4 protein-coding genes are annotated in these 24,045 nt (G+C 47.0%); all 4 read right to left on the bottom strand.

Annotation, left to right across the window (positions count from 1 at the left end; genetic code table 11):
• Nucleotides 1-99: 99 nt before the first annotated feature.
• Nucleotides 100-11,175 carry an InlB B-repeat-containing protein gene (locus KO087_RS00655; RefSeq protein WP_215506675.1) on the bottom strand — a complete coding sequence of 3,692 codons (11,076 nt, stop codon included), beginning with the start codon at nt 11,173-11,175 and terminating at the stop codon, nt 100-102.
• A gap of 787 nt (nt 11,176-11,962) precedes the next feature.
• Entirely contained in the window at nt 11,963-16,630 is a 4,668-nt protein-coding gene (locus KO087_RS00650; protein ID WP_215506673.1) for an S-layer homology domain-containing protein, read from the bottom strand.
• A gap of 17 nt (nt 16,631-16,647) precedes the next feature.
• Complete coding sequence (locus KO087_RS00645; protein WP_215506671.1) at nt 16,648-22,845, bottom strand: Ig-like domain-containing protein; 6,198 nt, start codon at nt 22,843-22,845, stop codon at nt 16,648-16,650.
• Nucleotides 22,846-23,434: 589 nt separating this feature from the next.
• A complete protein-coding gene (locus KO087_RS00640) occupies nt 23,435-23,971 on the bottom strand; it encodes a hypothetical protein (RefSeq protein WP_215506669.1) in 537 nt (178 codons plus the stop codon).
• Nucleotides 23,972-24,045 lie beyond the last annotated feature (74 nt).

Raw genomic sequence — 24,045 nt, 5'->3', positions numbered from 1 at the left:
CCCATGCATATACAGGAAATGGCAAAACTGCCGTCCCCTGGACCAACGCCAGGGCGAGGAGTAAGGTGATGATTTTTTTTATCAAAATTCTCCTTTTCTTTAATCTACAGTCTCACTATATATACCATCGTTATAACCGACTTTGCTGGCTTCAAGGGTTACATCTTGATCTGCCTTCAGCCCTTCCGATAAACCTTGCGAGTAGGTGCCAAAGGAGCTTGTTGTAATGGTTTTGATTGTTTTTCCGCCAATCTTAATGACTACGGTGGCACCAGGTACGGAGGTCCGAATTTCTAAAGTTTCTAGGCCTCGACCCAAACTTTCGACGCCAACTTTGATTCTTTCCTGATTGATTTTAGCAATGGCATCGTCGATTTTCTTCGTGGCATCGGTTTTGGTCTTGTCATCCTTAGCGTCGATGGCCTTCTTGCCTTCATCAATAGCGTCATTCAGGTCTTGAACGTCTTTTGGCGGTTTATCTTTGATGTCGTCTTTCTTCAGCCGGTCTTCGCCTTCCACAATTTTCTTCGCCAAGTCCAGTCGATCTTGCAGGTCTTTCTTATCTTTGTCGTAATTAGGAGCCTTGGGATCGGTGGAGCCTTCGATCTTATCGATGGCTTCTTGTGCAGCTTGAATGTCTGCAGGTGACGGTTTTTCGCCCTTCTTGACTTTATCTTCCACTACGGAAACTTTGGTGTCGGCGTCCTTCTTGTTCAGGGCGTCGCGCAGTTCTTTTTCCGCTGTATCGATTTCGTCTTGAGTCGGGTCATTGGCGTCGCTATTGTCTTCGGCATCTTTAATGACTTTGTCGGCCTTATCCATCTTATCCTTCAAGTTTTTGTCGAAGGGATTGGCGTCCGGGCCATCGGGCTTCCAGTTACCGTCTTGTTTGGCCTTATCGACGACGCCGTCAGCTTCTTTCTTAGTTTCCTTGATCTTATCCAGTTCAAGGCCCACTTTCTTGGAAGCTTCAGAGGGGTCTTTGTCTTTGGCAGAAGCCTTGACGGTGACCTTTTGACCGTCTTTCAAGTCATTGACCGGGACGGTAAAGGTTCCATCTGCATTGACGCTTTGGTTCGTTTTCTTTTCAGCTTCCGAACCGTCTTTATTGGTAATAATAACGTCTACTTTTTCTGCACCGGGGGCTGTACCGGATACGGTCTTGTCCCCTTGTTTCGGCGTGTTGATTTCAGGTTTGGCCAAGGGATCTTTGTTGCTGACGGTCTTGATGGCCGGTTCGGATTCGTTGTTCGACTCATCGTAGACATTGGCAATGACTTTTTGGTCTTCCCTGAGTTTGGTATTCGGCAGCGGGATGGAAATTCTGTCCGTATCGTCTACGGTCAGGGGCTTGCCATCGACTTTCCAAGCATCGCCGTCTTTGATTGCTTCGACGGTGGTGACGGGATTGCCGTCTGCCTCGGTTACTTTCACGATAATCTTCTTCGCATCCGGTTCCGTAGGCACTTTCATGGTGACTTGGGTGTCCTTGGTCCGCGGCGGATCCAGCTTCGGTTGTGCCGGAGCTTGCAAGTCGCCGTCGGGTATGCCGTCGCCATTGGCGTCGGGCAGGACGATGACGGTTTGCGGTTCCGATTCGGTCATCGGTGCCTTGATTGCGGTGACCTTGGCTTCCGTGCGGTCGGGCAATTTCTTGCCGTCCTTGGTAGCCTTGATGGTGTAGTTACCCTTGTCGTCCGCTACGGCTTCGCCGACTTTTTCGCCGTTTACTTTGGCGATAACCGTTGCGCCCGGTGTGGCTTTCCCTTTAATGGTGGTGAAGTTATCTTTCCCCACATTGAGGGCGGTGGCCGTCGGGGTGTTGGTTTGTCCGCCTTGGTATTGGGCTTCGATGGTTACATTGTTTGCAACCAAGTAATCATCAGGCTTGGACCAGCCTTCAAATACATTGTCGCCTTTGGCGGTCAAGGTCAGGTTGGCCTTCAAGTCGCCGACGGTTTTGGTCTTGGGCAGGACGTCCATGCAGACAACGGAAAGGTTGGTCTTTTCGACGCTGTTAATGGTTGCCGTCATGGTTCCCTTGCCGTCTGTCTTAAAGGTGGCGCGTACATAGCCTTTGGGAATTTCCGAATTGGGATCGTCGGTAATAATCACGTTTTGATTATAGGTTGCCGTTACTTCCGTTTTCGCATTGACAACTAATTCCGTCGTATCCGCTTTATCCCAAGCCTTGAAGGTGTAGCCGTCAGCTGCTGTTACTTTCGGCTTCTTCACTTCGCCTAAGGTGCGCTTAACGTCTTTCTTCATCAGGACGTCGTAAGCGGTGGTTTCGCCTTGGGCAAATTTCCCGTGTTCGCCGGCCTTAAAGACCACGCGGGCGTAGCCTTTGGGAATGTCGGAGTCGGGATCGTCGACAGGCTTCATATCGTCGTTGTAGAGCGCTTTTACCGTCAAGGCTCTGTTCGCAATGTTTTCATCCAGCTTGGTGTCATCTTTTGTATCCCAGCCGGAGAAGACATTGCTGCCTTTTCCTTGGACCGCCGGCTTGGTCAGATCGCCTAAGGTCTTATTGGCGGCGATGAGGACGTCTTGCGTGGCGGTGCCGGAGGTGATGGTCCCTTTATCCGTCGGGTCAAAGGTGACGCGAACGTAGCCGTCGGGGACGGGCTTGGTCGTGTCGGGATTGGTGATGACGGTTTGTTTATAGAGGGCCAAGACGATCATGTTTTGATCCAGCTTGGTGGTGTCTGCCTTGTCCCAACCGATGTGGGTGTAGCCGTTATTGGGGATGACGGCGGGTTTACCCAGGTCTTTCAAGGTCTTGTTGGCGTCCTTCCTTACATCGTAGAAGGTGGGTTCGCCGGCCTTGAATTTACCGTCGGTGCCGGGGGCGAAGGTGATTCTTACGAAGCCTTCTTGCGGCGGTTTATTGGGATCGGTGCCGGGGATAATATCGCCGGAGTACAGAGCGGTAACGTTCATGGACTCAGTGATGAGGGTATCGTTGCCCTTATCCCACTTGGTGAAGAAGAATCCTTCATCGGCCTTGACCTTGGGTTTGTTCAGATCGCCGATGGTTAATTTCGCGGCGATGCGAACATCGAAGTTGGCCTTGGACCCGGCTACGAAGCTGCCGTGGTCGCCCGGTTTAAAGATGACGCGGGCGTAGCCTGCCGGCGGCTGCGGCGTGTTCGGGTTGTCGATGATGTCTTGGTTGTACGTTGCAGTAATGGTGTTCGTTTCGTCGGTGAACTTGGCTTTAATAGATTCGGTGCCATAGGTCTTTGCTCCGAATGTCCAGCCGCTGTGGCTGTAGTTTTCGTTGGCGATGACCTTCGGTGCCCGAGCGCCTAAGTCCACTTCCGTGTTCTTTCTTACATAAACTTCAGTCGTTGCGCCTTCTTCAAACTTCCCGTTTGCACCGGGTGCGAAGGTGACTTTCACGAAGCCGTCTTTGGGCTTGGTCGAAATGTCGCCGCCGATGAGGGCGTAGATGACGGTGTCTTGTTCGAATTTTGCTTTCAGGTCGTGGTTCCATCCGTCTAAGGAGTAACCTGCCTTCATAATCTTGACATCCGGCGCCGTTAAGGTGACTTCTTCCTTGGGATCGACCAAATACTTGGTGATGCCGCCGGAGATTGTTGCTACACCGGTGTCGTAGTCGAAGATTCTGAATTCGACGGTCTTCCAGTTCTTGGGAGCCGGTGTCGTATCGCCGGGCAGTTGACCCTTGGATACAACATTTGCTTCAAAGGTCCAGGCTTTATTAACCGTAATGTCGCCATCCACTTCCGGCGTCCACTTGGTCTTGCCTTGCTTGTAACCGTCGTAGTATTCCAGTTCGGGTTCGGCGAAGTTGCCGGTAAGCAATTGACCTAAAGTCTTATCGGCATTCGGGTTGACGTAGTAGGCGATTTCACGCTTACTCGGATCCATACCTTTAAACTTGGCAAATTCACCGGCTTTAAAGGTGATGGCTACATAGCCTTTTTGCGGTTTGTCGGAAATGTCGGCTAAGTCACTGTATTGCGCTTGATATTGAACCGGGGTACTTCCGTTTTTCGGGAATTTGCCCTTAATGGCATCTCCGACTTTAACGATGTCACCAGTTGCCAGGTTCTTCCATCCGGTGAGTTGCCATCCTTGATCCGCGTCGATTTGCGGCGGTTGAATGGTGACCACTTTTCCCGGGTTGGCCCACAGGGAGTAGGTCTTGTCGGCGACGCCCACTAATTTACCATGTTTGCCTGCCAGGAATTTGATTTCCGTGTAGTTGTCGTTCTTGTTAGGCGTTACGTCCGTGGATTCCATGGACGTGGGGGTAATGGTCGTGTCTGCCGTGAATTTTTGAGTCAGGTTGGCGGTCCAGCCGATGTGCATGTAGCCGGCATCAACGGTAACGTCCGGTGCGGGCAGGCTGACGACTTTGTCCGGGTTGACCCAGTAGTCTTTCACGGCGCCCTCGGCAATCTTCACGTGGTCGCCGTCGGCGAAGGTAATGTGTTTAAAGCCTTCGACGGGTGTCGTGGAGATGTCTTTGGGGTCGTTGTAGGTGGCGGTGATATCCGTAGCGGCTGCAAAGGTGGCTTTCAACGGTTTATCCCAGCCGGTGTGGACGTAGCCTTCGTTGGCCTTAATCTTCGGCGCCTTTTCGGTTAAGTCCACTTCTTTGTTTTGTTTTACATAGACCTTGGCGTTGCCGCCTGCAATGCTACCTTTATCCCCTGCTTTAAATTCCACGAGCACGAAGCCGTCTTTGGATTCGCCGGAAATATCCGAGGTGTAGGTGGCTTTGATAACCGTGTCTTTCGTGTACTTGACGGGTTTGGCGAGATCCACTGCTGCGCCGTCGACGCTCCACTTGTCGAAGGACCAGTTGGTGTCGGCCACGACTTTGGGCGCTTTTTTATCCAGAGCGATTTCTTTTTCCGGATTGACGAAGATGATGGTCTTCTTGCCTGTTTCTTCTACTACTTTACCGTGTTCGCCGCCGTCAAATTGAACCATGACGTAGCCGGCTTGCGGTGTGTCGGAGATATCGGGCAGGGCTTCGTATTGAGCGGTGGTAGTAAAGTCTTTGTCGAAGGCAGTTGGAATCAAGGGATCCCAGGCTTCGGCCTTTACCTTGTAGCCGGCATTGGGGATGGGCGTCGGTGCCGGTACGTCTTTCGAAGGCGTATTCGGTTTCACATAGAATTTCGACGTGCCTTCCAATTTGCCGTTGGTTCCTGCGCTGAATACGACGTCCAGGTAGCCTGCCGGTTTGGTGACGTTTACGCCATCTTGAACGGGGATAACTTTATCCTTGTCGTAAAGACTTGCCGTTGCCGTGGTATCTGCCATTACAATGCTTGCCGCATTTTGATTGTCAGAGTAGGTCCAGGCGGGGTAGCTGACGGCGTATCCTGTAACAGGCACGATTTTCGGTGCCAAAATGCCGCCGAGTTTTACATTGCCCTTGGGGTTGACGTAATAGGTGGTTTCGCCTTCCAGCGTAGCTTGGCCTGCGTCGGCCTTGAAGGTAACGGTGACGTAGCCATCGGGCTTGTCGTTGCCGGTGCCCGGGATGACGTCGCGGCCTTCTCTGTATTGCGCAAAGACAGAGGCGTCTTGATCAAATTTCTGTCCTCCTGCCGGGAAGGCATTGGTGCCTTCTTTATCAAGAGCCCATGCGTTAAAGGCCTTGTCTTTCGGCGGGGTCAGTCCTCTTTCCGCAACGGCAAAGTCGTTTGTCGTCATGGTGTAGGTCTTCTTTACATAGAAGGAAGACTTGGTGCCTTGAGCGAAATGTCCGCCGTTGGCGTCGAGGCTGACGGTGACGTATTTGTTCGGATCCGGATTGTCCGGTTTGTTCGGATCTTGCGGATCGAAAGGAATGACGTTGTCGTTGGCCTTGTAGCCGGCGTAGATGGTTGCATTTTCAGCAAAGGTCTTGCCGGTAAATTCTTTTGTATTTTCCTTATCTTCCGTCCACTTGTCAAAGGCCTTGTTGGCCGGTGCTTCCAGGCCCAGGCGAGCTTGGTCAAAGTCTGCCGGTTTCACTACATAGGTCTTTAAGACGTAGAAGGAAGATTTGATACCTTGGGCGAATTGGCCGCCGTTGGCGTCGAGGGTTACGGTGACGTAACGTTTGTCATCGGGATTGGGTGTCGGTTTGGGATCGTTGGGATCGAAGGGGATGATGCCCGCATTTTCCGTCACGGTGGTCTTGGCTAAGGGGCTTTCCTTGCCGTGTTGGGTTGCGACGGCGCCTACTTCCGTGCCAACTTTCTTGGCAGGACGGATATAGGTGGTGTACTTGCCGTCTTTATCCACGATGGCGGTGCCGATGGGCGTGCGGATTTCCGTTTCTTCGCCCGTGGTCGGATCTGTAATCTTGGTAATTTCGAAAATGGTTACCGCAGCACCCGGGTTTTTCGACGTACCGCTGACGGTGGTCGTGTTCGCATCTTTGTTTTCAGCGACGATGGTGGGCGCATCCGGTGCGACGTAGTCTTCAACGATCTTAATCATGGACCGAGGATTCAGCATATCGTCCAAGACGATGACTTGCGCCTTGTCCTCCGGATTGAAAATGCGGTTGAATTCGACGGTGAGTTTGCCTTCTTTCATGATAAGCGGGTTAAACTTATCATCTTTCCACAGATCGGTGTGGTCTTTATCGCGAGTCAGGGTCTTTTCTTGTCCGCCGACGCGGATAAAGATCTTGGTCGTGTCATCGGTAATGCCTGTGAGCGTTAGGCTTTTTTCACCCGGCGGCAAGGATTCGACTGTAGGAGAATTCGGTGCCTTGACGTCCATAGGAACGACGAGGGCTTTGGATTCTTTCTTGTCTTTTTCAGTTTGGGTAATCCAAACTTTGTCGCCAATGTTCGTACCCACGCCTTGGCTGATGAAGATTTCTTGATCGGCTTCAGTGCAGGGCACAGTGACCGGCGCTGTTACTGTGGCATTGGTCGGCTCGGCCAGGTAAACCTTGAGGGTGGTACCTACTTTGCCGCCTGCGATTTTAATCTTATGACTGTATTCGCTGTAGTCTTTGCTAATCTTATTGGGTACTTGGACGGCGCTATTTACATTGTCCGAGGTGGGTCGGTCGACCACTTCCACGGTCCAATCTTGTTCCGTCTTGTTGCCGAATTTATCTGTCATGACCAAGGTGACCGTGCTGGATCCCTTGGTGTCGCCGGCTTTACCGGTGGCTTTCCACTTGGTAGCAAGTTTGGTCGCTTGTTCCTTGGTTAAACGCATGGTTTTCGGCAAGCCTTCAAAGCTCGTAAGCAAAGCGTCTTCGTCGGTGGTAATGGCGGAAGGTACATTCACATCTTCCCCTGCGTAGACGGTAAGCTTATCGGCGGTGATGCCCGGGCCCTTTAAGTCTACTTTACAGGGAATGGTGGAGCGAGAGGGCTTGTAGCCTTCCTGCTCTGCGTAAGCCGCTACGTTGCTGCCGTCTACCAAGCCCGGGTTCTTGGACTTAGGTACGCGGAAGACGTAGTAGCTTCCTTCGCGGGTACCGGTGACGTCGGAACCGTCCAGGTTCTTGTAGGCTTTTTCCTTTTCCTTGCCCTTTTCAGCCGAAGCGTCGAAGAGGGTGAGGACGGCGCCGGCTTGGAATTGTTCCAATTCTTTGGTCGGTGCCAAGGCTTTGATGACCACGTATTCTTCCCCGTTTTTAGTTTCAAGAACATCTTGTTCCAAACCATTTAAGGACGGGGCATCTTTTTTGTCTTGAACGACTTCGACGGCGGTGCCGGATTTGTCGTTTACGGTCACGCTGTAGTAGGTTGCGCCTACCTCTTGACCTGTTTTCAGATATTTGTATCTGTTCTTACCTTCCAAATCCAGCTTGAGAACCAGTACTTTTTCGCCGCCGTCATCTTTTTCCGTAAGGGTATAGTTTGTTTCGTTTGAAGCATCCCATTTACCCGTGCCTTTGTTGACGGTGACGCGATTCCATTTCGTTTTGTCGGTGTCGTCCCGCTTGAAAATAATCTTTTCAGCGACTTCCGGCAGATCAAATTCCACAACTTGTACGCGGGGATCTTCCGGCGCCTTTAAGGTGACTTCTTTGTCTTCATTGTAAAGTTTCTTAAAGATCGGGTTGGCCAAGTTGACTTTTACATTGTAGAACTTGGTTACATAAGCGGGCTTGGTGCCGACAGTGGAGTTATTGGCTTGAGTTTCGGTGATGGCCGTGCCGTCTTCGTAAAGTTTACGAACCGTGGCGCCTGAGAAGGCATCCACTTTGCCATTGCCCTTGGGCACAACCAGGGTTTGAACTTTGGAAATTGATTCGTTGTCCCAAACTTCGCCGGGCTTTTTGTGGAGATTGTCCGCTACGGAGGCCCAGATGTTGGTCCATTTTTGACCGAATCCGTTGTACTTGTCTTTACCGGATTGACCTTGTTCAAATTCTACGGCAATGTAGGAAAGCCGTTTGCCGTAGGCGTCATAGGATGGCAGGTTCCATTTTAAGGGACCGCCGTTTTTCGGTAAGTCTTGCAGACTGCCGTCGACCAAGTAGTAGTTGGCTTGACCGGTAATGGTCGGGTCGTTGGCTTCGGTAACGGCCGTCCGGTAAAGGAGACCGATTTGAATGGGTTCTGCCAAGGACGCATCCGACGGCGGCGTTTGTTGTTGGTTGCCGTGAGCCAGGAATTGCAGGATTTCCTTGACGGTTTTATCCTTGAATTCCGGTTTGGTGGAGTCGTACCAAGACTTGGACAGGGTAACGTCAAAGTAAGGTTTCCACGCCGCGTAGAGATGGACTTCATTGTTTTTGTCCGGCGTGATTTGTTTAAAGAGCTTACCTGCCGCCGCTTGGCCGATGCCTTGCGCTTTGGTGCGGACGGTGGACAAGTAGTACTTCCCGTCTTTACCTTCTCCATCTTTGGCAAGCATCCCCATATTGGAGTACAGATCTTCGATTTTTACATTGCTGTTGTCTTTAACGGTAGACCAGCCTACGAGGTTGTAACCGGCGCGCTTGCCGAAGACTGCTTGTTCGCCGTCTTTGGTCGCATAGCCGTTCGGCAGTTTGGCTAAGGAAGAGTAGTGGCCCTTGGCCAATTCGCCGTATTGTTCTTCCATGGATGCAATGCCGTCCATGGTTGCCTTAGTCGGCAATTTTTCGTCGTAGGCCAGCTCAATTTTCTTTTCGCGATTGGTGCCGTCGTTGGCGTGGAGGACGATGGTAATGCCCTTGCTTTCTTCTTCCCATACCGGGTAGACCCGATAGGATTTGTTGACGGGTACGGTGCCGTCAAATTGATAGGCCTTGCCTTCGTTCCATTGTTCGACCTTCGTCAGTTTTTCCGCTTTGGCAAATTCACTTGCGGTGGTCTTTTTCGTGGACCAGCCTTTGAAGATGTAGCCGTCGCGTTTGGGGTTTTCGGGCATCTTGGCTTCGCCCAGACCGTTTTCTACATAACCGGTTTCGCCTCTGAATTTATCCGAGGAAGGTACGGTTACGGCTTTGTCTTTAACGCCGTCGTACTTGTCGAAGATAATCCGCGCTTTTACCTTTTCGATGGTGGGACGGGATTTGTAGTAGTTGGCGTAACGGTAAATGGTTTCAAAGGAGAGCTTGTCGTCCTTTTGCATATTGTCGAAAACGCCGTCAAAGTTTTGCGGATAGAATTCGATTTTTCCGTCGGAGTTGACCAATCGGGTCTTGGTCTTCGCCGGGTCTTTGAAATTCTTGGCGACGACGAAAACATTGCTGTTGGCATTGTTGTAGCCGGTGTCCCCGGTAATCTTCTGATCGTCGGTATAAATATCGTCGATTTGCGGCGAATTGGTCATGTTCTTCGTGACGGCGAGAGAGTTCATGGACTCGGAGTTTTTAAGGACACCGCCTTCAATTTCATTATCATTTCTTGTGACAAAGAAAGAGCTGAATTGTAAATCGTCCAGATTGTCAAAAGCTTTCATGAACTTATCCGGATCGATGTAGTAAATCATGTGGTTGGCAATGGGTCCATGGGTCTTGGAGTAGGCCATGTAGCGGCCATTGCTGGCACTCAAATTGCTTCCGTAGGCTTGGGTCGTTTCGGTAACCCAGGTCCAGGGGTGGGTGTAGCCGGAGACATTGTTCGGAATACGCAGACGATAACCGGCCAGGCCATCTTTCGTTCCCGCAAACGAATTCAAGTCCGTAAAGGCAATCCCCCTGTCATTACCCCAAGCCAGGTCACCCCGTTTATACACGTGGTTAAACTTGGCGTAAACGCCGTTTCGCGGCGCTAAGGCTTCCTTTAATTTTTCAGGGAACAATTGCACGAATTGGGTACGGTCATGGGCTCTAATATCTTCTGTCGTCTCATAAACGTAGTTAACGTGGAGCTCGTTAGTATTCCAATCGATGTAGACATCCGAGTAGGCATTTGACATCACATCTTGCCGGTAGCTTGAATACTTTGGCGGATTGCTTACCGTATTGTAAGGAACATTCAAGTTGCCGGTGTATTGCATATAAGCCGGCGAGTCAAAGGCTCGGACGTCTGTGTTTTCGATCCCCATGATGTAATCTCGAATATAAATTTGGGAATAGAGATCATTGGTTTTGCCCATGGTGCGGTGCTCAATTAAATAATTGGTGCCGCTGACTAAGTTGTGGCCATCTTTCAGGTACAACTTCATCGTTGCCCGTTGATCTTCTTGGGGTGTCCAGTCCTTTTTGAAAATACTCGTCATGGGAATGGACACCGAGTAATCGTCGGTCTTATAAATATCGGCATTGCCCTTTGCTCTGAATTTCAGATAAAAGGTGCCTGCAGGACCCGTAATGCTTGACTTGTCCAAGTCCAGATTTTCAAAAAGCACCGGGTCAAAGTGCAGAATCAAGTGGGACCAGCCCACAGCGTTGCTCAAGTTGCTCGCGCTGAAGTTGCCTTCGTCGTAAACTTTGCCGACTTGAGTGACTTGAACATTAATGTACTCACCATCATTGCCGCGAACGGTTCCGCCGTACTTGAGACCGGTGGAGCCGGTGGCATTAGGCGTCTGACCGCTGTAGTTTGGCATCAGCGGAAAATTGCCCGTAGGCCATTGGTTGCTGACTACCTCTTCACCGGTGCCTCTCGGCTTCGTCTTTAAAGCCGGAGCTTCAGTGCGCTCTGCCGTATACTGCCGACTTGCGGCTAAAGTATGTAGCGGAAGCGCAGTAATCACCATAATGATTGCAAGAAGTGTCGCTAAAAATCTTCTCATCATAACCTCCCTAATTTGTGAATGCGTTCTCACAAGCTTTAAAAAGCATATGTGCCATTCCCACCGACAAAATCGCCGAGTCGGGAATCCTTTCAGACAATCCTTCGGCACATTTAAGTGCCCGAGAAGTAAACCATAGAAACCACCCCTTTATTGCGTATAGCGCATTTCATTGAAAAATGTATGATAAAACAGTTATTAGCGTAAACACCAAATACCACAGCTTTCACCGAAAGGCGAAAGAAAATACAACATTCGATGAGGTATTCTATACCTGTATACTTTTATTTATTGAAATCATTATAGACCTTTCTCATAGATAATTCAATACTTAAAGGCGGCTAAACGTTGAAATCAAGCCTTCTCTCCGAGGCTCCGTCTCAAAAAATGAATATGAAATCACGGAATTCATACTGAATCATTTTTCAGTTTTTTTGCAGCGCTTTTCTTCAAGAGTCTCCCGAACAAAGGACCCTACCCTGAAAAGCCTTGAAATAACAAGGATATAAAAATATATCCTTCTGTCTGATTACAAAAAATTTTTCTCTTTCCGCTTTGCTTCATGTTTTAATGAAGTGAATGCCGCTTCAATATATTGCCACAAAAAAATTTTCCCTTTTTTTATTAAAATAAAATGACCACAGTCCATGGAAAAATACCTTGGAAACCATGAGCCAAAGGCTTTCCTCTTGCCAGCCAAAGCTTTCGCTGACAATGAGATAATCAAAACGTCTAAAGCTTTACACAAAAAAAGAACCGAGAAATTTCTCGGTTCTTCTTCATTGCTTTAGCCGCGTGCTAAAAGATCTTTCCAAGTTTGAATAATCTTAACCCAGGTTTCTGCTACCTTGCCTTTTTCGGTGCGGTAGAATTCGTGGGTGTTGGATGCTTCGATGACTTGATAGTATGCCCAGTGGCTGCTATTCGTGTCGTTGAAGTCAACCAAGCTGCTTCTAACATTGGCGAGACCTGCTGCATCCACGCTGCGATCGTAAAGCTTGTTAAATACGGTCACCGCTTCAGCACGGGTGATTTGGTTGTCCGGGCGGAAGGTTCCGTCGGGATAACCGGTGATCCGACCGTTGGCGTAAGCTTGCGCAATGGCGGGCTCTGCCCAGTGGCCTTTCGCATCGGCGAAGGGCATATCGGCGGTGTTGGCCTTGTCGATGGATTTGATCATTTGTGCAAATTCCGCACGAGTGATCTTACCGTCGGGACGGAAGGTGCCGTCGGGATAGCCTTTCATATAGCCGGCGTTGACGACGGCATTGATGACTGCATTGTACCAGCCGCTGCGTACGTCGACAAAGTCGGGTCTTGCATCGTTGGAGGTATCCAAGCCTTGCAGACGAGCGAGCATGGCTGCCGCTTCGGCACGGGTCATATTGCCTTCGGGACGGAAGGTGCTGTCTTCGTAGCCAAAGATGTAGGCCTTGTGAATGGCGGTTTCAATCTTCGGTTCCACCGGAGTGACGGGATAGAGGATAAATCCGCCGCCACGTCTTGCACGTTGAACCGTGACTTCTGCCGGATAAGATTCTTTCAAGTCCTTCGTCTTTTGTGTTGCCGTGATCTTGTCGCCGTCTTTCAGGTGGATATCATTTGGTACTTCTACCGTCCAGTCGCCGTTTTGATCGACTGTCACCTTAATGGGATCTTTTACGCCGGGGATCGTTACCTTAACTTCTGATCCGGGCTCACCCTTACCGGTGATGGTCTTATCATCAGGCTTGACGGGATTGATGCTCGGAGTTAAGGAACGACCTGGTTCTGTAAATTTCCAGGTTAAGGTATAAGTGATGCTACCTTGAGTTGCGCTTGACTTTTCCCAATTGCCAGCGATTGACCAGGTGCCTACCTTTTCCCCGTTTACAGACTCAACAAGAGCGGATTTTTCGGGTTCTTTTGATACATCCGGTAGAGCCGGAACTACTACCTTGTCTTCATAAATAGGAGTAGTAATATTTTCAGGTTTTAAATCTGCAAGAGCCTTAGGAAGGGTCTTATCAGCAGGGTCAGTTTTGAATACATAGTTAACAGTAACCTTGCCTTTTTCAGCAACCACTGCCCAGATAGTTGTTGCTTGTGCAAATTTCTTATTCGTGTAGTCTGCTTGGTTGAATTTAGCAGTGTAAGAAGCATCTTTAACTACTAGTTCAGGAGCTGTAAGTGTTACTGTAGCCTTAGGATCAACTTTGAACTTAGCTTGTTGATTAGCTTTGATTTCGGCTTTGTCTGCATCTGTATCTTTAACTTTAAATTCTACAAATACATAGTTGGTCGGAATTTCTTCGCCGTTCTTGCCTTTTTCATCATTTTCATTGTCAACAGGAATGACATCTTTTGCGGTCTTTTCCCATTGTGCGAAAAGTTCTGTGTTGGCTTTTATAGCAAACTTAGCACCTGCTGCATAAGCAGTACCTTTGCCGTCAGCTTGAGTGTTCCAACCCGTAAATTTGTAGCCGGCTAGCTTGTTGTCAGCTGCTAAAGCTTTTACTGTAACTTGATCATCTTTCAGGTAGTTATCTGTATCAGTCGGAGCATTTCCTCCTACTGTTAAACCTTTCGGAGCATTTAGTTTGTAAGTTACAGAGAATTCATCAGCTTTACCAAATACAGCTGTATAAGTTACATCAGCGTCGCCTACTTTAGCAAATTCTGTAACTTTAGTTCCATCTTTTTGCCATTCTTTGAATGTGTAGAATTTAGTAGTACCTTCAAATTCAGTTGGAACTACTACTCCACCTTTAACAGCGTCTGCCCACTCAGTGTTCTTCAATACTGCGTAAGCAATACCCTTTTCTTTTACAGTACCATTTTCCTTGATCTTACCGTTAGCATCAGCAACGAATTTTACAGTTACATAGTCTGCATCTTTTTTGCTGTTGTCAGTAGGATCTTTCGGGAAGTTGGTCGGATTTTCCGGATCGTCAAGTTTAACAACTTTATCTTTTCCGGTAGCCTTTGCTGTGAAGACTGCATTTGCTGTTACTTTGTAATCATTGGCGGTTGCTTCTGTTGTTGCTTCGTCCTTGTACCACTTGGCATCTTTAAATCCTTCTTTTGCACCTACTGCAGGTGCATCTCCTTTAACGTCAGTGCCCGGTTTAACATATTCAGTCTTTGCTGTACCTGTTACACCGTCACCGATCTTAAATTCAACCTTTACGGCATCTTTCGGTAAATTCGTGTTGTCGTCATTCTTGTGAGGTGCTACATAAAGTGTTTGATCCTTAACATCTAAAGAAGAACCATCTTCAAACGTAACTTTTAAGTCGCCTTTTTGTCCTTTGGGAAGATTTGCAGCATCAGAATTTCTGTTGCTTTCGTCAGTAACTTTAGTTTCAGCTTTGTCTAAAATCTTTTGAAGATCTTCGTTAGCTTCTTTAAGCTTAACGCCCTTCTTCCAGTCGATTGTATCTCCAACCCAAACTTTGATGTCTTGATGGTCAAGTTTATCTTTAAACTTATCCGCAGTGGTTTGTTTGAAGTTGACTTCCATGGTGACGCCAGTATCTTTAACATTGTCTTTTCCTACAACAGTAGTAAGAGCAAAGTCAGTGGCCGGATCGGATTTTGTTTTTTCAGTTTGAGTTGGATCGAATTTCCAAGGTTTAGTTGTATCAATCTTATCCTTGTTTTCATCTACTGCTACTGCTGTTAAACCTGATGCTGTTAAAACATCATTAAGATTTTTTCCTTCAACAGGATTTACATAGTAAACAAATTCACTTCCGGTTACGTCAGCGCTATTCTTTTGGAATTTACCCTTATTGCTATCAACCTTGATAGTTACAGGCTTGTAAGTCGCCTTTACATCAGGAGTTACCTTAGGATTGTCATTACCATTATCATCCTTAGCAGGGATGATAGGATCAAGCTTTTTGTACTTATAGATGACCCTGAATTCGCCATTTTCCGTGTAATTTGCAGTTTTTCCTACAGGCGGTACAGGTTTCGACAGAATGTTGTCGATTTTATAACCGATAAACTTAGGTGCCTTCGTTTTATCAAAGACTGCATCCGCGATCTTTTCGCCCAGGTTGCCCTTTAATTCTGCCGGATAATCTTGACCTTCGATTTTGTACTTCGCATCAATTTCAGATGCATCCTTTTCGGTACCATCAAGATCAAATTTAACCTTCGCTATGCCTTGTGCCTTTTCTGCATAGATGGCATAGAAGGTTTCATCCTTAGTAATAGGGGTGGCGTAGGTGTTGTCTGTAAAGAGTGCTTCAGTCGCATTTGCATCGGTGTTCCAGCCGATGAATTTCTTTTCTGGTTTGCCAGCATCAACAGCCGGTGCTTTTAAATCAGCTTCCTTAGGAACGTTAATAGGACCTAAACCTGCCCAAGAATCACCCAACTTCATGGAGTGGCCAATGGTTTGCGCTTCCGGCGCATTCCCGGATTTCCACGTACCCTTATTGGCATCAAAATTCACCTTTAAGTCTTGGCGAATGGTGAAAATGTGGGTCTTTATATGGTCGCCAGTGACTTCGTAGTGATAGGGCGTACCATTGTCCTCAAAGGTGCCGGGACCACGGTCAAACTCGGTTTTTCCCGGAGCCTTCATTTTCATCCTACAACGGCCTGCGGTAATTTCTTCAGAAATTTCCAAGGAATTCAAAGTGTCATTCCCATAATGCTCTTTAGCAATCTCCAATTTCTTACCATCGTAATATTGATCTACATATCCGGAAACAGGTTTTGCCCAAGAATAATACTCGTTGTCTCCTAAATTTTTACTATTAATAGAGACTTCGTCTGTTTCGTTATTCTTATTTGTCCGTTGAACTTTTATGGTGGGGTTGGTCTTGTTTGTGTAATACTCTGCCCGGTAAATAGGGTTACTGCGTTGAACAATTTGTGCTGCCATATCAGAGGTAGATAAGTGGCCATTAGCTCCTGTCTTTAATCGGACATCAAACTTGTAATTATCGAAGGCTCGCATGTTCCAATTTTTTGGATCGTGACTAACATCCGAATCATTCCATGCCGGTAGTTTGTAAAACTTGTGTACACCCCCGGCGGTTATATTATCTGTTTGGGCAATGAATTTTCTCGTTGTCTTATCCCGAATTTGAAAATAAAGAGGAAACCCTAAATCACCCGGCTGAAGGTCATAGGTGGTCCATTGAACATCCACACTGTACTCTGTTTCTTCTCCGAGAGCAGGGTTTGCAGTTTGCATGGGTTTCATGGCTTTCATGGCTTTAAAGGCTTTCAGCCGTAAGGTATTCACGCCACCTGATTTTTTCAAATCTTTACGAGGCTGCGTTCCAACCAGATCCGTAAATTCATAGACCTTGTAGATCCTACCGTCTTCCTTTTCTACCTTGTAATCCGCCTCTTTAAATTCGTTCGAATTTCCCTTTGCAAGGACCGGAGACGGCAAGATTGCCGTCCCCAGGACCAATGCCAGGGCGAGGAGCAAGGTCATGATTTTTTTCATCAAAATTCTCCTTTTCTTTAATCTACAGTCTCACTATATATACCATCGTTATAACCGACTTTGCTGGCTTCAAGGGTTACATCTTGATCTGCCTTTAGCCCTTCCGATAAACCTTGCGAGTAGGTGCCAAAGGAGCTTGTTGTAATGGTTTTGATTGTTTTTCCGCCAATCTTAATGACTACGGTGGCACCCGGTACGGAGGTCCGAATTTCTAAAGTTTCTAGGCCTCGACCCAAACTTTCGACGCCAACTTTGATTCTTTCCTTATTGATTTGATCGATGGCTTTTTCGATAACCTTCGTCGCTTCAGTGATGGTTTTGTTATCTTTCGTCTCAAGGGCTTTTTTGCCGTCTTCAACCGCTTTCTTCAAGTCATCGACATCTTGTTTTGGCTTATCTTTGATGTCCGGTTGTTTCAACCGATCTTCGCCTTCTTTGATTTTCTTGATGAGGTCAAGCTTGTCTTGAAGGTCTTTTTTGATCGGGTTGTAGTCTGCCGCATTCGGATCTGTAATAGATCCCGAGATCTTATCGATCTTATCTTGCGCATCCTTGATGGCTTCATTTTTAGCATCATCGGTTGCTTCGGGATCTAAGACTTTGTCTTTGGCGTTATCCACGGCTTTATCGGCTTCTTTTTGTGCAATGGCTTTGTCTAGTTCTTTTTTAGCATCGTCCACTGCTGCTTGATTCGTGTTGGGATCGCCGTTGTCGCCGGCTTCCTTAACTTTTTTACCCTTATCTAAAGCGTCTTTCAATGCTTTATCGACCGGGTTTGTATCAGGCTTAAAGTTTGCACCATCGTCCGTAACAATCTTGTCCGCTTTGTCGATGGAATCTTTCAGCTTGGACGTGTCAACGCCGACAACTTTTTCGTCGGATGTGTTGTCTGCCTTGCCGGGTTCGGATGCAGTTACGACCACTTTATCGCCATCTACTAGAGGATCGGTCGTTACCTTGTAGTTTCCATCTCCATCAGCTTTGCCTGTAAAGGTCTTGGGTTCTCCGCCTTTAGGCGTGACGGTTACTGTTACTTCAGCACCCGGTGCTGCCGTACCGGATACGGAGTTTTCATCTTTGTTGGCCGTTTCAATGGTCGGCTTTTCCGTCTTTTCCAGATCCACCTTGCCGTCGTTGTTGGCATCTCTGCCAACCGTTTCTTCGACCGGCTCGGATGGTTTCTTTTCCGTTCCGTCTTTCGCTGTCGGTTCGGTGACGATGACCTTCACGATTTTTCCGGGCTCTTGTTTTTCAACTTCGGCAGTGAAGTTGCCATCATCATCGACTTTTACTCCGTCTGCCGGTGTAATGTCCTTGCCGTTTTCGTCTTGGATGGTGATCTTGGATCCCGGTACCGCCTTACCTGTTACCGTAGTGGTATCCTTCGGATCGTTCCTTGTGGGATCTGCATTGGGCTCCGTCTTGTTTTGGTTAAGAGCTTTAACATCTTCAGCCGGTTTTGACGCTTGTTTGTCGTCGTCAATTCCGTCGCTGTCTTTGTCAATAAAGACCTTCGTCGGAACTGCATTGGACGGATCTTTGCCCTCTTCTTTTGCTGTGACGAAGACGACCGCTCCCTTATCTTGCAATGGGATTTCTGCAGTAAATTTGCCATCTTGATCTGCAATAACGGGTTTATCCGTTTCGATGGGTCTGCCCATGGCATCCTTTAAGGTAATTTCCGCACCCGGCGTCGTCTTACCTTCAACAGTTGTCGTCGTCGGATTTTCTCCCTTGTTGGATGCTTTTACATCTTCTGCATCAGCCGATTTAGAGATAATCGTTGCCGTCGCTTCATCAGACGGGTTGTTGAACTTATCATAGGCGACTGCAACATAATCTTTAGCAGTGTCTGCTTCAACACCCTTGGGTATTTCAAAGACTGCCGTGCCATTTGTAAAGTCTTTCTTTTCTTGAGTTAAGACTCTTCCGTCGGGAAGTTTCAAAGTTACTTTTTCAGTATCCTTGTCCCTCGGCACGACGATAATCTTATCTGCACCTTCTTTGGCTGTTGCAATATACGGTTTGTCCGGACCTTCCGTATCAAGTACTACCGGAACATCTTTTGAAGGTCTGTGATTTTCTTCTTTTTGAGAAACAATAATCTTGCCCTCTACGATGTCTTTCGGATTGACAATCAATTCCGTCTTACCGGAATCGTCCAGTGTAATGGTACGAGCCACATTTCCATCGGCATCTTTGAAGCCGATTTGGGCATTTGGCTTACCTTCTACTACAATTCTTGCCGTTTCATCACCTTTTTTGGCGATTTGAGTAACTTTCGGTTGAGCGGATTCCGGCAATGGATTTACCTTAAGCGTAAAGACCTTTTCCGATTTATTACCTAAATCGTCTACGGCATGTAATTTAAGGGTCGTCTCATTCACCACTTCACTCGACTTACCAAGCAGCGTCGATGTTTTTCTATCGTCTTTTCTCAAATCGAAACCTTTTGGCAGTGGCGTTTTTGTATCCAAGGTTAAATCTGCATATCTATTGGTTGTGATCGCTTGATTTAAATCTTGATCCACGGTTAAGACGATGTCCGGCGCTGTGATTTCAGGTCCGTTTAATACCAAGGGTAGAGATAAATCGGAGATGCTATCCGTCTTTCTGTCTTCTGAAGCCCTTACCTTCACTCTTTGGCCGTCTTTTAAAACGCCGTCAGGTACTGTAAAGCGAATGGTTTTATCGCCTTCGACGGCATTGGAGAACTTGCCTTCTATTTCCTTGCCGTCATTTGTGGTAATGGGCTTATCTTGATCATCCACAAGGATGTACTTGTTCGATGAGGAAATGCCGAGGAAAGGTCTTTCGGCTTCAAGAACTACATTATAGTTTTCGTCTCTCTTGGCTTGTGTCGGTGCCTTGGTTTTAGATGTTGGAGGTTTTGGAATAACCGTCTTTGTTATCGTATCTGAAGTGGCTGCGTCTACTTTTGAGTAGGCTTCTACCTTATCTCCCGCCGTAAATGTTACGCCGTTGGGTAAAGTGATTCTATAATTCGGTGTGCCCTCAATGGCTTCCGCTGTGGCATTGCCGTCTTGTGCCTTCCACTTTCCGTGTTCATCTTTGATTAAATTGATGACGTACTTCTTCGTTCCGCCGCCGTCTTTCACCTTTACGACGACGTCGACCTTGGCCACTGTATCTTGTTGGGGAAGGCCGATGGTGAAGTAATTGTCTCCGTCTACAATGTCTTCGAGACTTGGCGGTTCGATGCCGAGCTTGGTGTTTTTGGCTGTGATTTCATATTTAAAGGTCTCATAGCCATTATCTACATAAGATTTAACCCTACGAGTTGTGGCGCCGGAGTAGGCGTCGATTTGACCGCTGTCACGTTTGGCGTAAACAATTTGTTTCTTGCCGCCGTCTGTGGAGGTCGTGTTATCTGTAATAACGATGTTGATATCGGACCATTTACCCGACCAGTTTTCGAGTTTTGCTTTTTGCTCCGGCTCGATTTCGCCCAGTATAAAGGATAATCTCTGTCCCTTGGCGTCATAGCCCGGAACTTCCCAGTTAAACTTAATGGATTTGTCCGCATCACCATCTGCAAAAACTTTCTTCGCACTCTCTTGGTAAGAGCCCGGGTAGTAACGGTAGTCTGCCAATTGCGCATCGATAACAGGGTCGGATGCTTCCCCTACGGCCGTTCTGTAAAGTAGTCCAACGCCAATGGCAGGTGAGTATTTCGTCGCTCCCGATGTGGCGTCCGCATGCCAGGTTTTGGTTGCAGATACTTTTACATAAGGTGCATAGACCGCATATAAGTCCATGGTGTAGGGTTTGGTCTTTCCTTTAAAGGATACCTTGGATCCGTCGAATTGGTAGGTTACCCTTTCGACAGACTTCCCTGTACGGGGATTGTTGAAAGTTTCCGTTCCCGTTGCCTTCGGCACTTTATCTGTGGCATTTTCTGCCCAGCCTCTAAAGGTGTACTTGTCAATGTGGAAATCTTTTAATTCGGAGCCGTCCTTGTTGACTTCCGGTAAAACCCAGTTGCCGTCTTCATCCGGCTCAGCCACATATTCCACAACCTTGTCATCTGTCGGGCTAAGATTTCTATGAAGGCGCACTTTAAATGTGTCTTGTGCCCAAACGGCATAGACCGTTTCTCCCGATTTGCCCGGAGAAGTGGCATCTACCTTCATCGCGCTATCTTTATCCCAGTCGGCTTCGGTTGCCAGTGTGGCTAATTTTCCAAAGTCACTTTCTGAGATATTGGCCTTTGTAGACCAGCCCAATAGGGTGTAGCCCTTTCTCGTAGGCGCTTGCTCAGGTAAAGTAACTTTGCCTTCCTTCATGATGACAGGTTGTGACGCCGTGGAATCGCCAAATTGACCACCATTGGGGTTGAAGTTAATGACGGTACCTACCGAAATAATATCGCCGATCACCGGATTTTTGCCATCGGGGCTATAGGTTACAATGGCAATTTGTTTGACGCTATCCGGAATGATGTTGGGTCTGATGTTTAAGGTAAAGGGACCCTTATCTAAATTCGCTTTGGAGATGGTCGTTCCGGCATAGACGACTTTCTCGTTAATTTCCGGCTTTCCTTCTTCATTTACAGAATAGGGAACAGCTCGTACAATAAGACCGCCTGCATCATCGCTTTCAACCGGCAATGCTTCCTTGGGTTTAACGAAAGGTTTAGCATATTTGCTTCTCGGTGCCATTCCTTTTATAGCAATCGCCTTGTCGCGCGGAATAGCCTTCGTATCCGTTGTTGCCTTTCCGGGCTTGTAGCTGTTCGCCTTTAAGGGATCGGTTTTGTCCGTCAGAACTTCTTGCCCGTCGGGCACGCCGTCGCCGTCTGTGTCGGGATTTCTGTAATCTGTTTCATAGATCCACTCCAGCATATCGAACAAGCCGTCGCCGTCGGAGTCGGTCGATTCGATAAAGCCGATGTGTTCGGAACGGTCCAGTTTTCTGGGCGGTTCTGCATCGCCTTTTTCAGCCCATTTTACATAGTCCCCTTCCATCCAAGATGTGAATTGAACTTGTTGGTTGTGCTCTTGAACGTACTTAACGATAGTTTCAACAAACTCTTTGCTGGTCTTATCGTCTTTAAGCTTGTATTCAATGGTGTAGTTTCTCGATTGACCGAGGACGCCGTAGAAGACGTTATGGTCTAAGTTTTTCCTAGCTTCATCCAAGTTATCTTTATTGGCATTGCCTGTCGTTCGAATAGAAATATTGGAGCTTTTTGATGTGTCAAAGACATAGCGCCCCTGGTCGTCGGTGTACAATTCGACGCTTAACTTGCCTTTGGTAAATCTATCTTCATTACCTACTTCATCAGTCCTCTTGACCCAGGCAACATTTTCTATAAACGGAACCAGTTCTTTGGGAACTAATTCTTTGATATATACAATCCAGTTGTAGTCCGATTGCAGGAAGTTTTCATCCGACTTGAAAGAGTGAACCGTTTGTAAAACGCCTTCTTTCGGTCTGTAGATAATCTTCATACCCGGCTTACCTGTCAGGAAGTTGTTTTTAAACTCGCCATTGGTAGTTTCCTTGTTGCTGTTGATCATCGTATTGGATACAGATTCAGCTGCAATCTTGCCGTTATTAAGAACCCAGACATGATTGATGGCAATGTCCTTGCCTTCAAGGCCAAGGTCTTTTAAGGTCTTGCCGGATTTCATGGTGATTTTAAGTTCAGAGTTTGTAACAACACCTACTAGAGCGTAGCTAACCGGTGCGTCCGTGATTTTAATCATCCATTGAGCACCGTTAGGGATAACTTCTGATTCGTTTTTATACTTTAGGTCTTTTGTTAATTGCCTAGTGGAGCCACCTCTTGAGAGCTCTATCTTCTCGATGTTTTCATAGAAATTCTTATCGAAAAAGTTCAGGATGATTTGACCTGAATACTTGTCATCTCTTTTGTGACCAAAGCCGACACTTGAGTCTGTCCACTTGGACAAGTTCATTGTGATGGTTTCGACCCCATCTTTTACTTCTGTGCTTTCATAGTTGATATTGGCATACCGTAAATTCGACCTTTCCATCCCGCGGACATCGTAATAGGTCTTCAGGTTCGTGGAAAGGGTCGGGTTTGCAATATCGAGGGTCGGGTCTGAAGTTTCAGTCCCCTCACCCGTGCCCCCTGCCGCCAATGCGCTGTAGGGGATCATGCTGAAGAGCATGGCTATCACCAAAAACAGTGATAAATGCTTTTTAAGTATCCCTTTGTTTATCATTTTACCTTCCTTTGTGTTTCCACTAATTCTTCAATTAGCTTTAATTGTCGTACATCCATTCTCTCCGGACATCACCCCTTTAACTCTGCGTCTCCATTTTCCCGCTGAATGGTGATTTAAACTGCTTTCGGCAAACGAAGTGAATTTTCTTGGTTGCCATGGAGGTGATTCTAAAAGGTTGACACCTGTTAAAACCGACTGATTTTAAATTGTGACAAGAAATTTGTTCACCGCCTCCATATACATTGCTATTTTATCATAGATCATTAGGAAAAACATTGAAATTCCAAAGCTTTTTTCCTTTTTTTATGTTCACGCTAATTCTTCTTACGTGGAATTAAAGTAATGTACCTTCGGTCTGTTTTAAAGGACGCATTAAAGACCCCTTGATCTTTCAAAGGACCTTCACTTTTTCTATGAATTCCGGCTCTAAAATACCCATTGAGGAGGTTACTCTACTCGATGGATTTTTAGAGCCTTTTTATGACTTCTTTATCTTTTGGCCAAAAAAACCCCGAAGATGGACTACATCTCCAGGGGACTGGTTACGATTCGTGTTCGTTTTTGAAATTTGGTTAGAAAACCGGTTTTACTTCTGTTTCAATAGGGATTTGAGTAAGAGGAGGTCGCGTTTTAGTTCGAGGCTTGCGTTCCATAAATCTAACATTTTTATGCAAAAATAAGTGATAATTGCCGCCATCGCTACAAAGGTACCAATAGAAACACCAAATTCGATGCCGCCCGCCGATTCCTGTTCCGTAAAAAGTAGAAGGCCTGTTTTGATTGTTTCTTTTATCAAATCGTTCATTGCCGTTGCAACAAACGCCAACATCGTACTGACAAGTATTGGTCTAAAGCTCTTCGAGAAATTACTGTTCAAGTAGATATCGATTGAATTGGCAATTTCTTTTCTTTGTTCGCAGGAGCCTTCTAGCTCTCCCGCAATTTTATACACATCCTCTGTATTCCTGACTAATTTGCGTATATCCTCGGATGTGCCTTTGAGCAACGCATTTTTTAGTAAAACATAGCTTGATTCCGGGATTTTTGTTTTTTCCTCTTTCGTTGTGCCCTCAAGTAGCTGTTCCTTTAATGACTTCCTTTTTTGTTTTTTTGATTTTTTCATAGTGCCTCCGTAATTACATTAGTTTACTTTATTCTATCTATTTTTTTATATTATACGAAGGACATGGGCTTTTC

This window comes from Peptoniphilus rachelemmaiella (assembly GCF_943169845.1).
In the GTDB taxonomy this organism is placed as follows: Bacteria; Bacillota; Clostridia; order Tissierellales; family Peptoniphilaceae; genus Aedoeadaptatus; species Aedoeadaptatus rachelemmaiella.
Note: the sequence above shows the minus strand (reverse complement) of the source record. Positions and strands in the feature narration are given on the sequence as shown.

Bases quoted from the DNA above. Each gene is read 5' to 3' on its own strand.
- KO087_RS00655 (WP_215506675.1), bottom strand. From the start codon at position 11,175: ATGAGAAGATTTTTAGCGACACTTCTTGCAATCATTATGGTGATTACT.
- KO087_RS00650 (WP_215506673.1), bottom strand. From the start codon at position 16,630: ATGAAAAAAATCATGACCTTGCTCCTCGCCCTGGCATTGGTCCTGGGG.
- KO087_RS00645 (WP_215506671.1), bottom strand. From the start codon at position 22,845: ATGATAAACAAAGGGATACTTAAAAAGCATTTATCACTGTTTTTGGTG.
- KO087_RS00640 (WP_215506669.1), bottom strand. From the start codon at position 23,971: ATGAAAAAATCAAAAAAACAAAAAAGGAAGTCATTAAAGGAACAGCTA.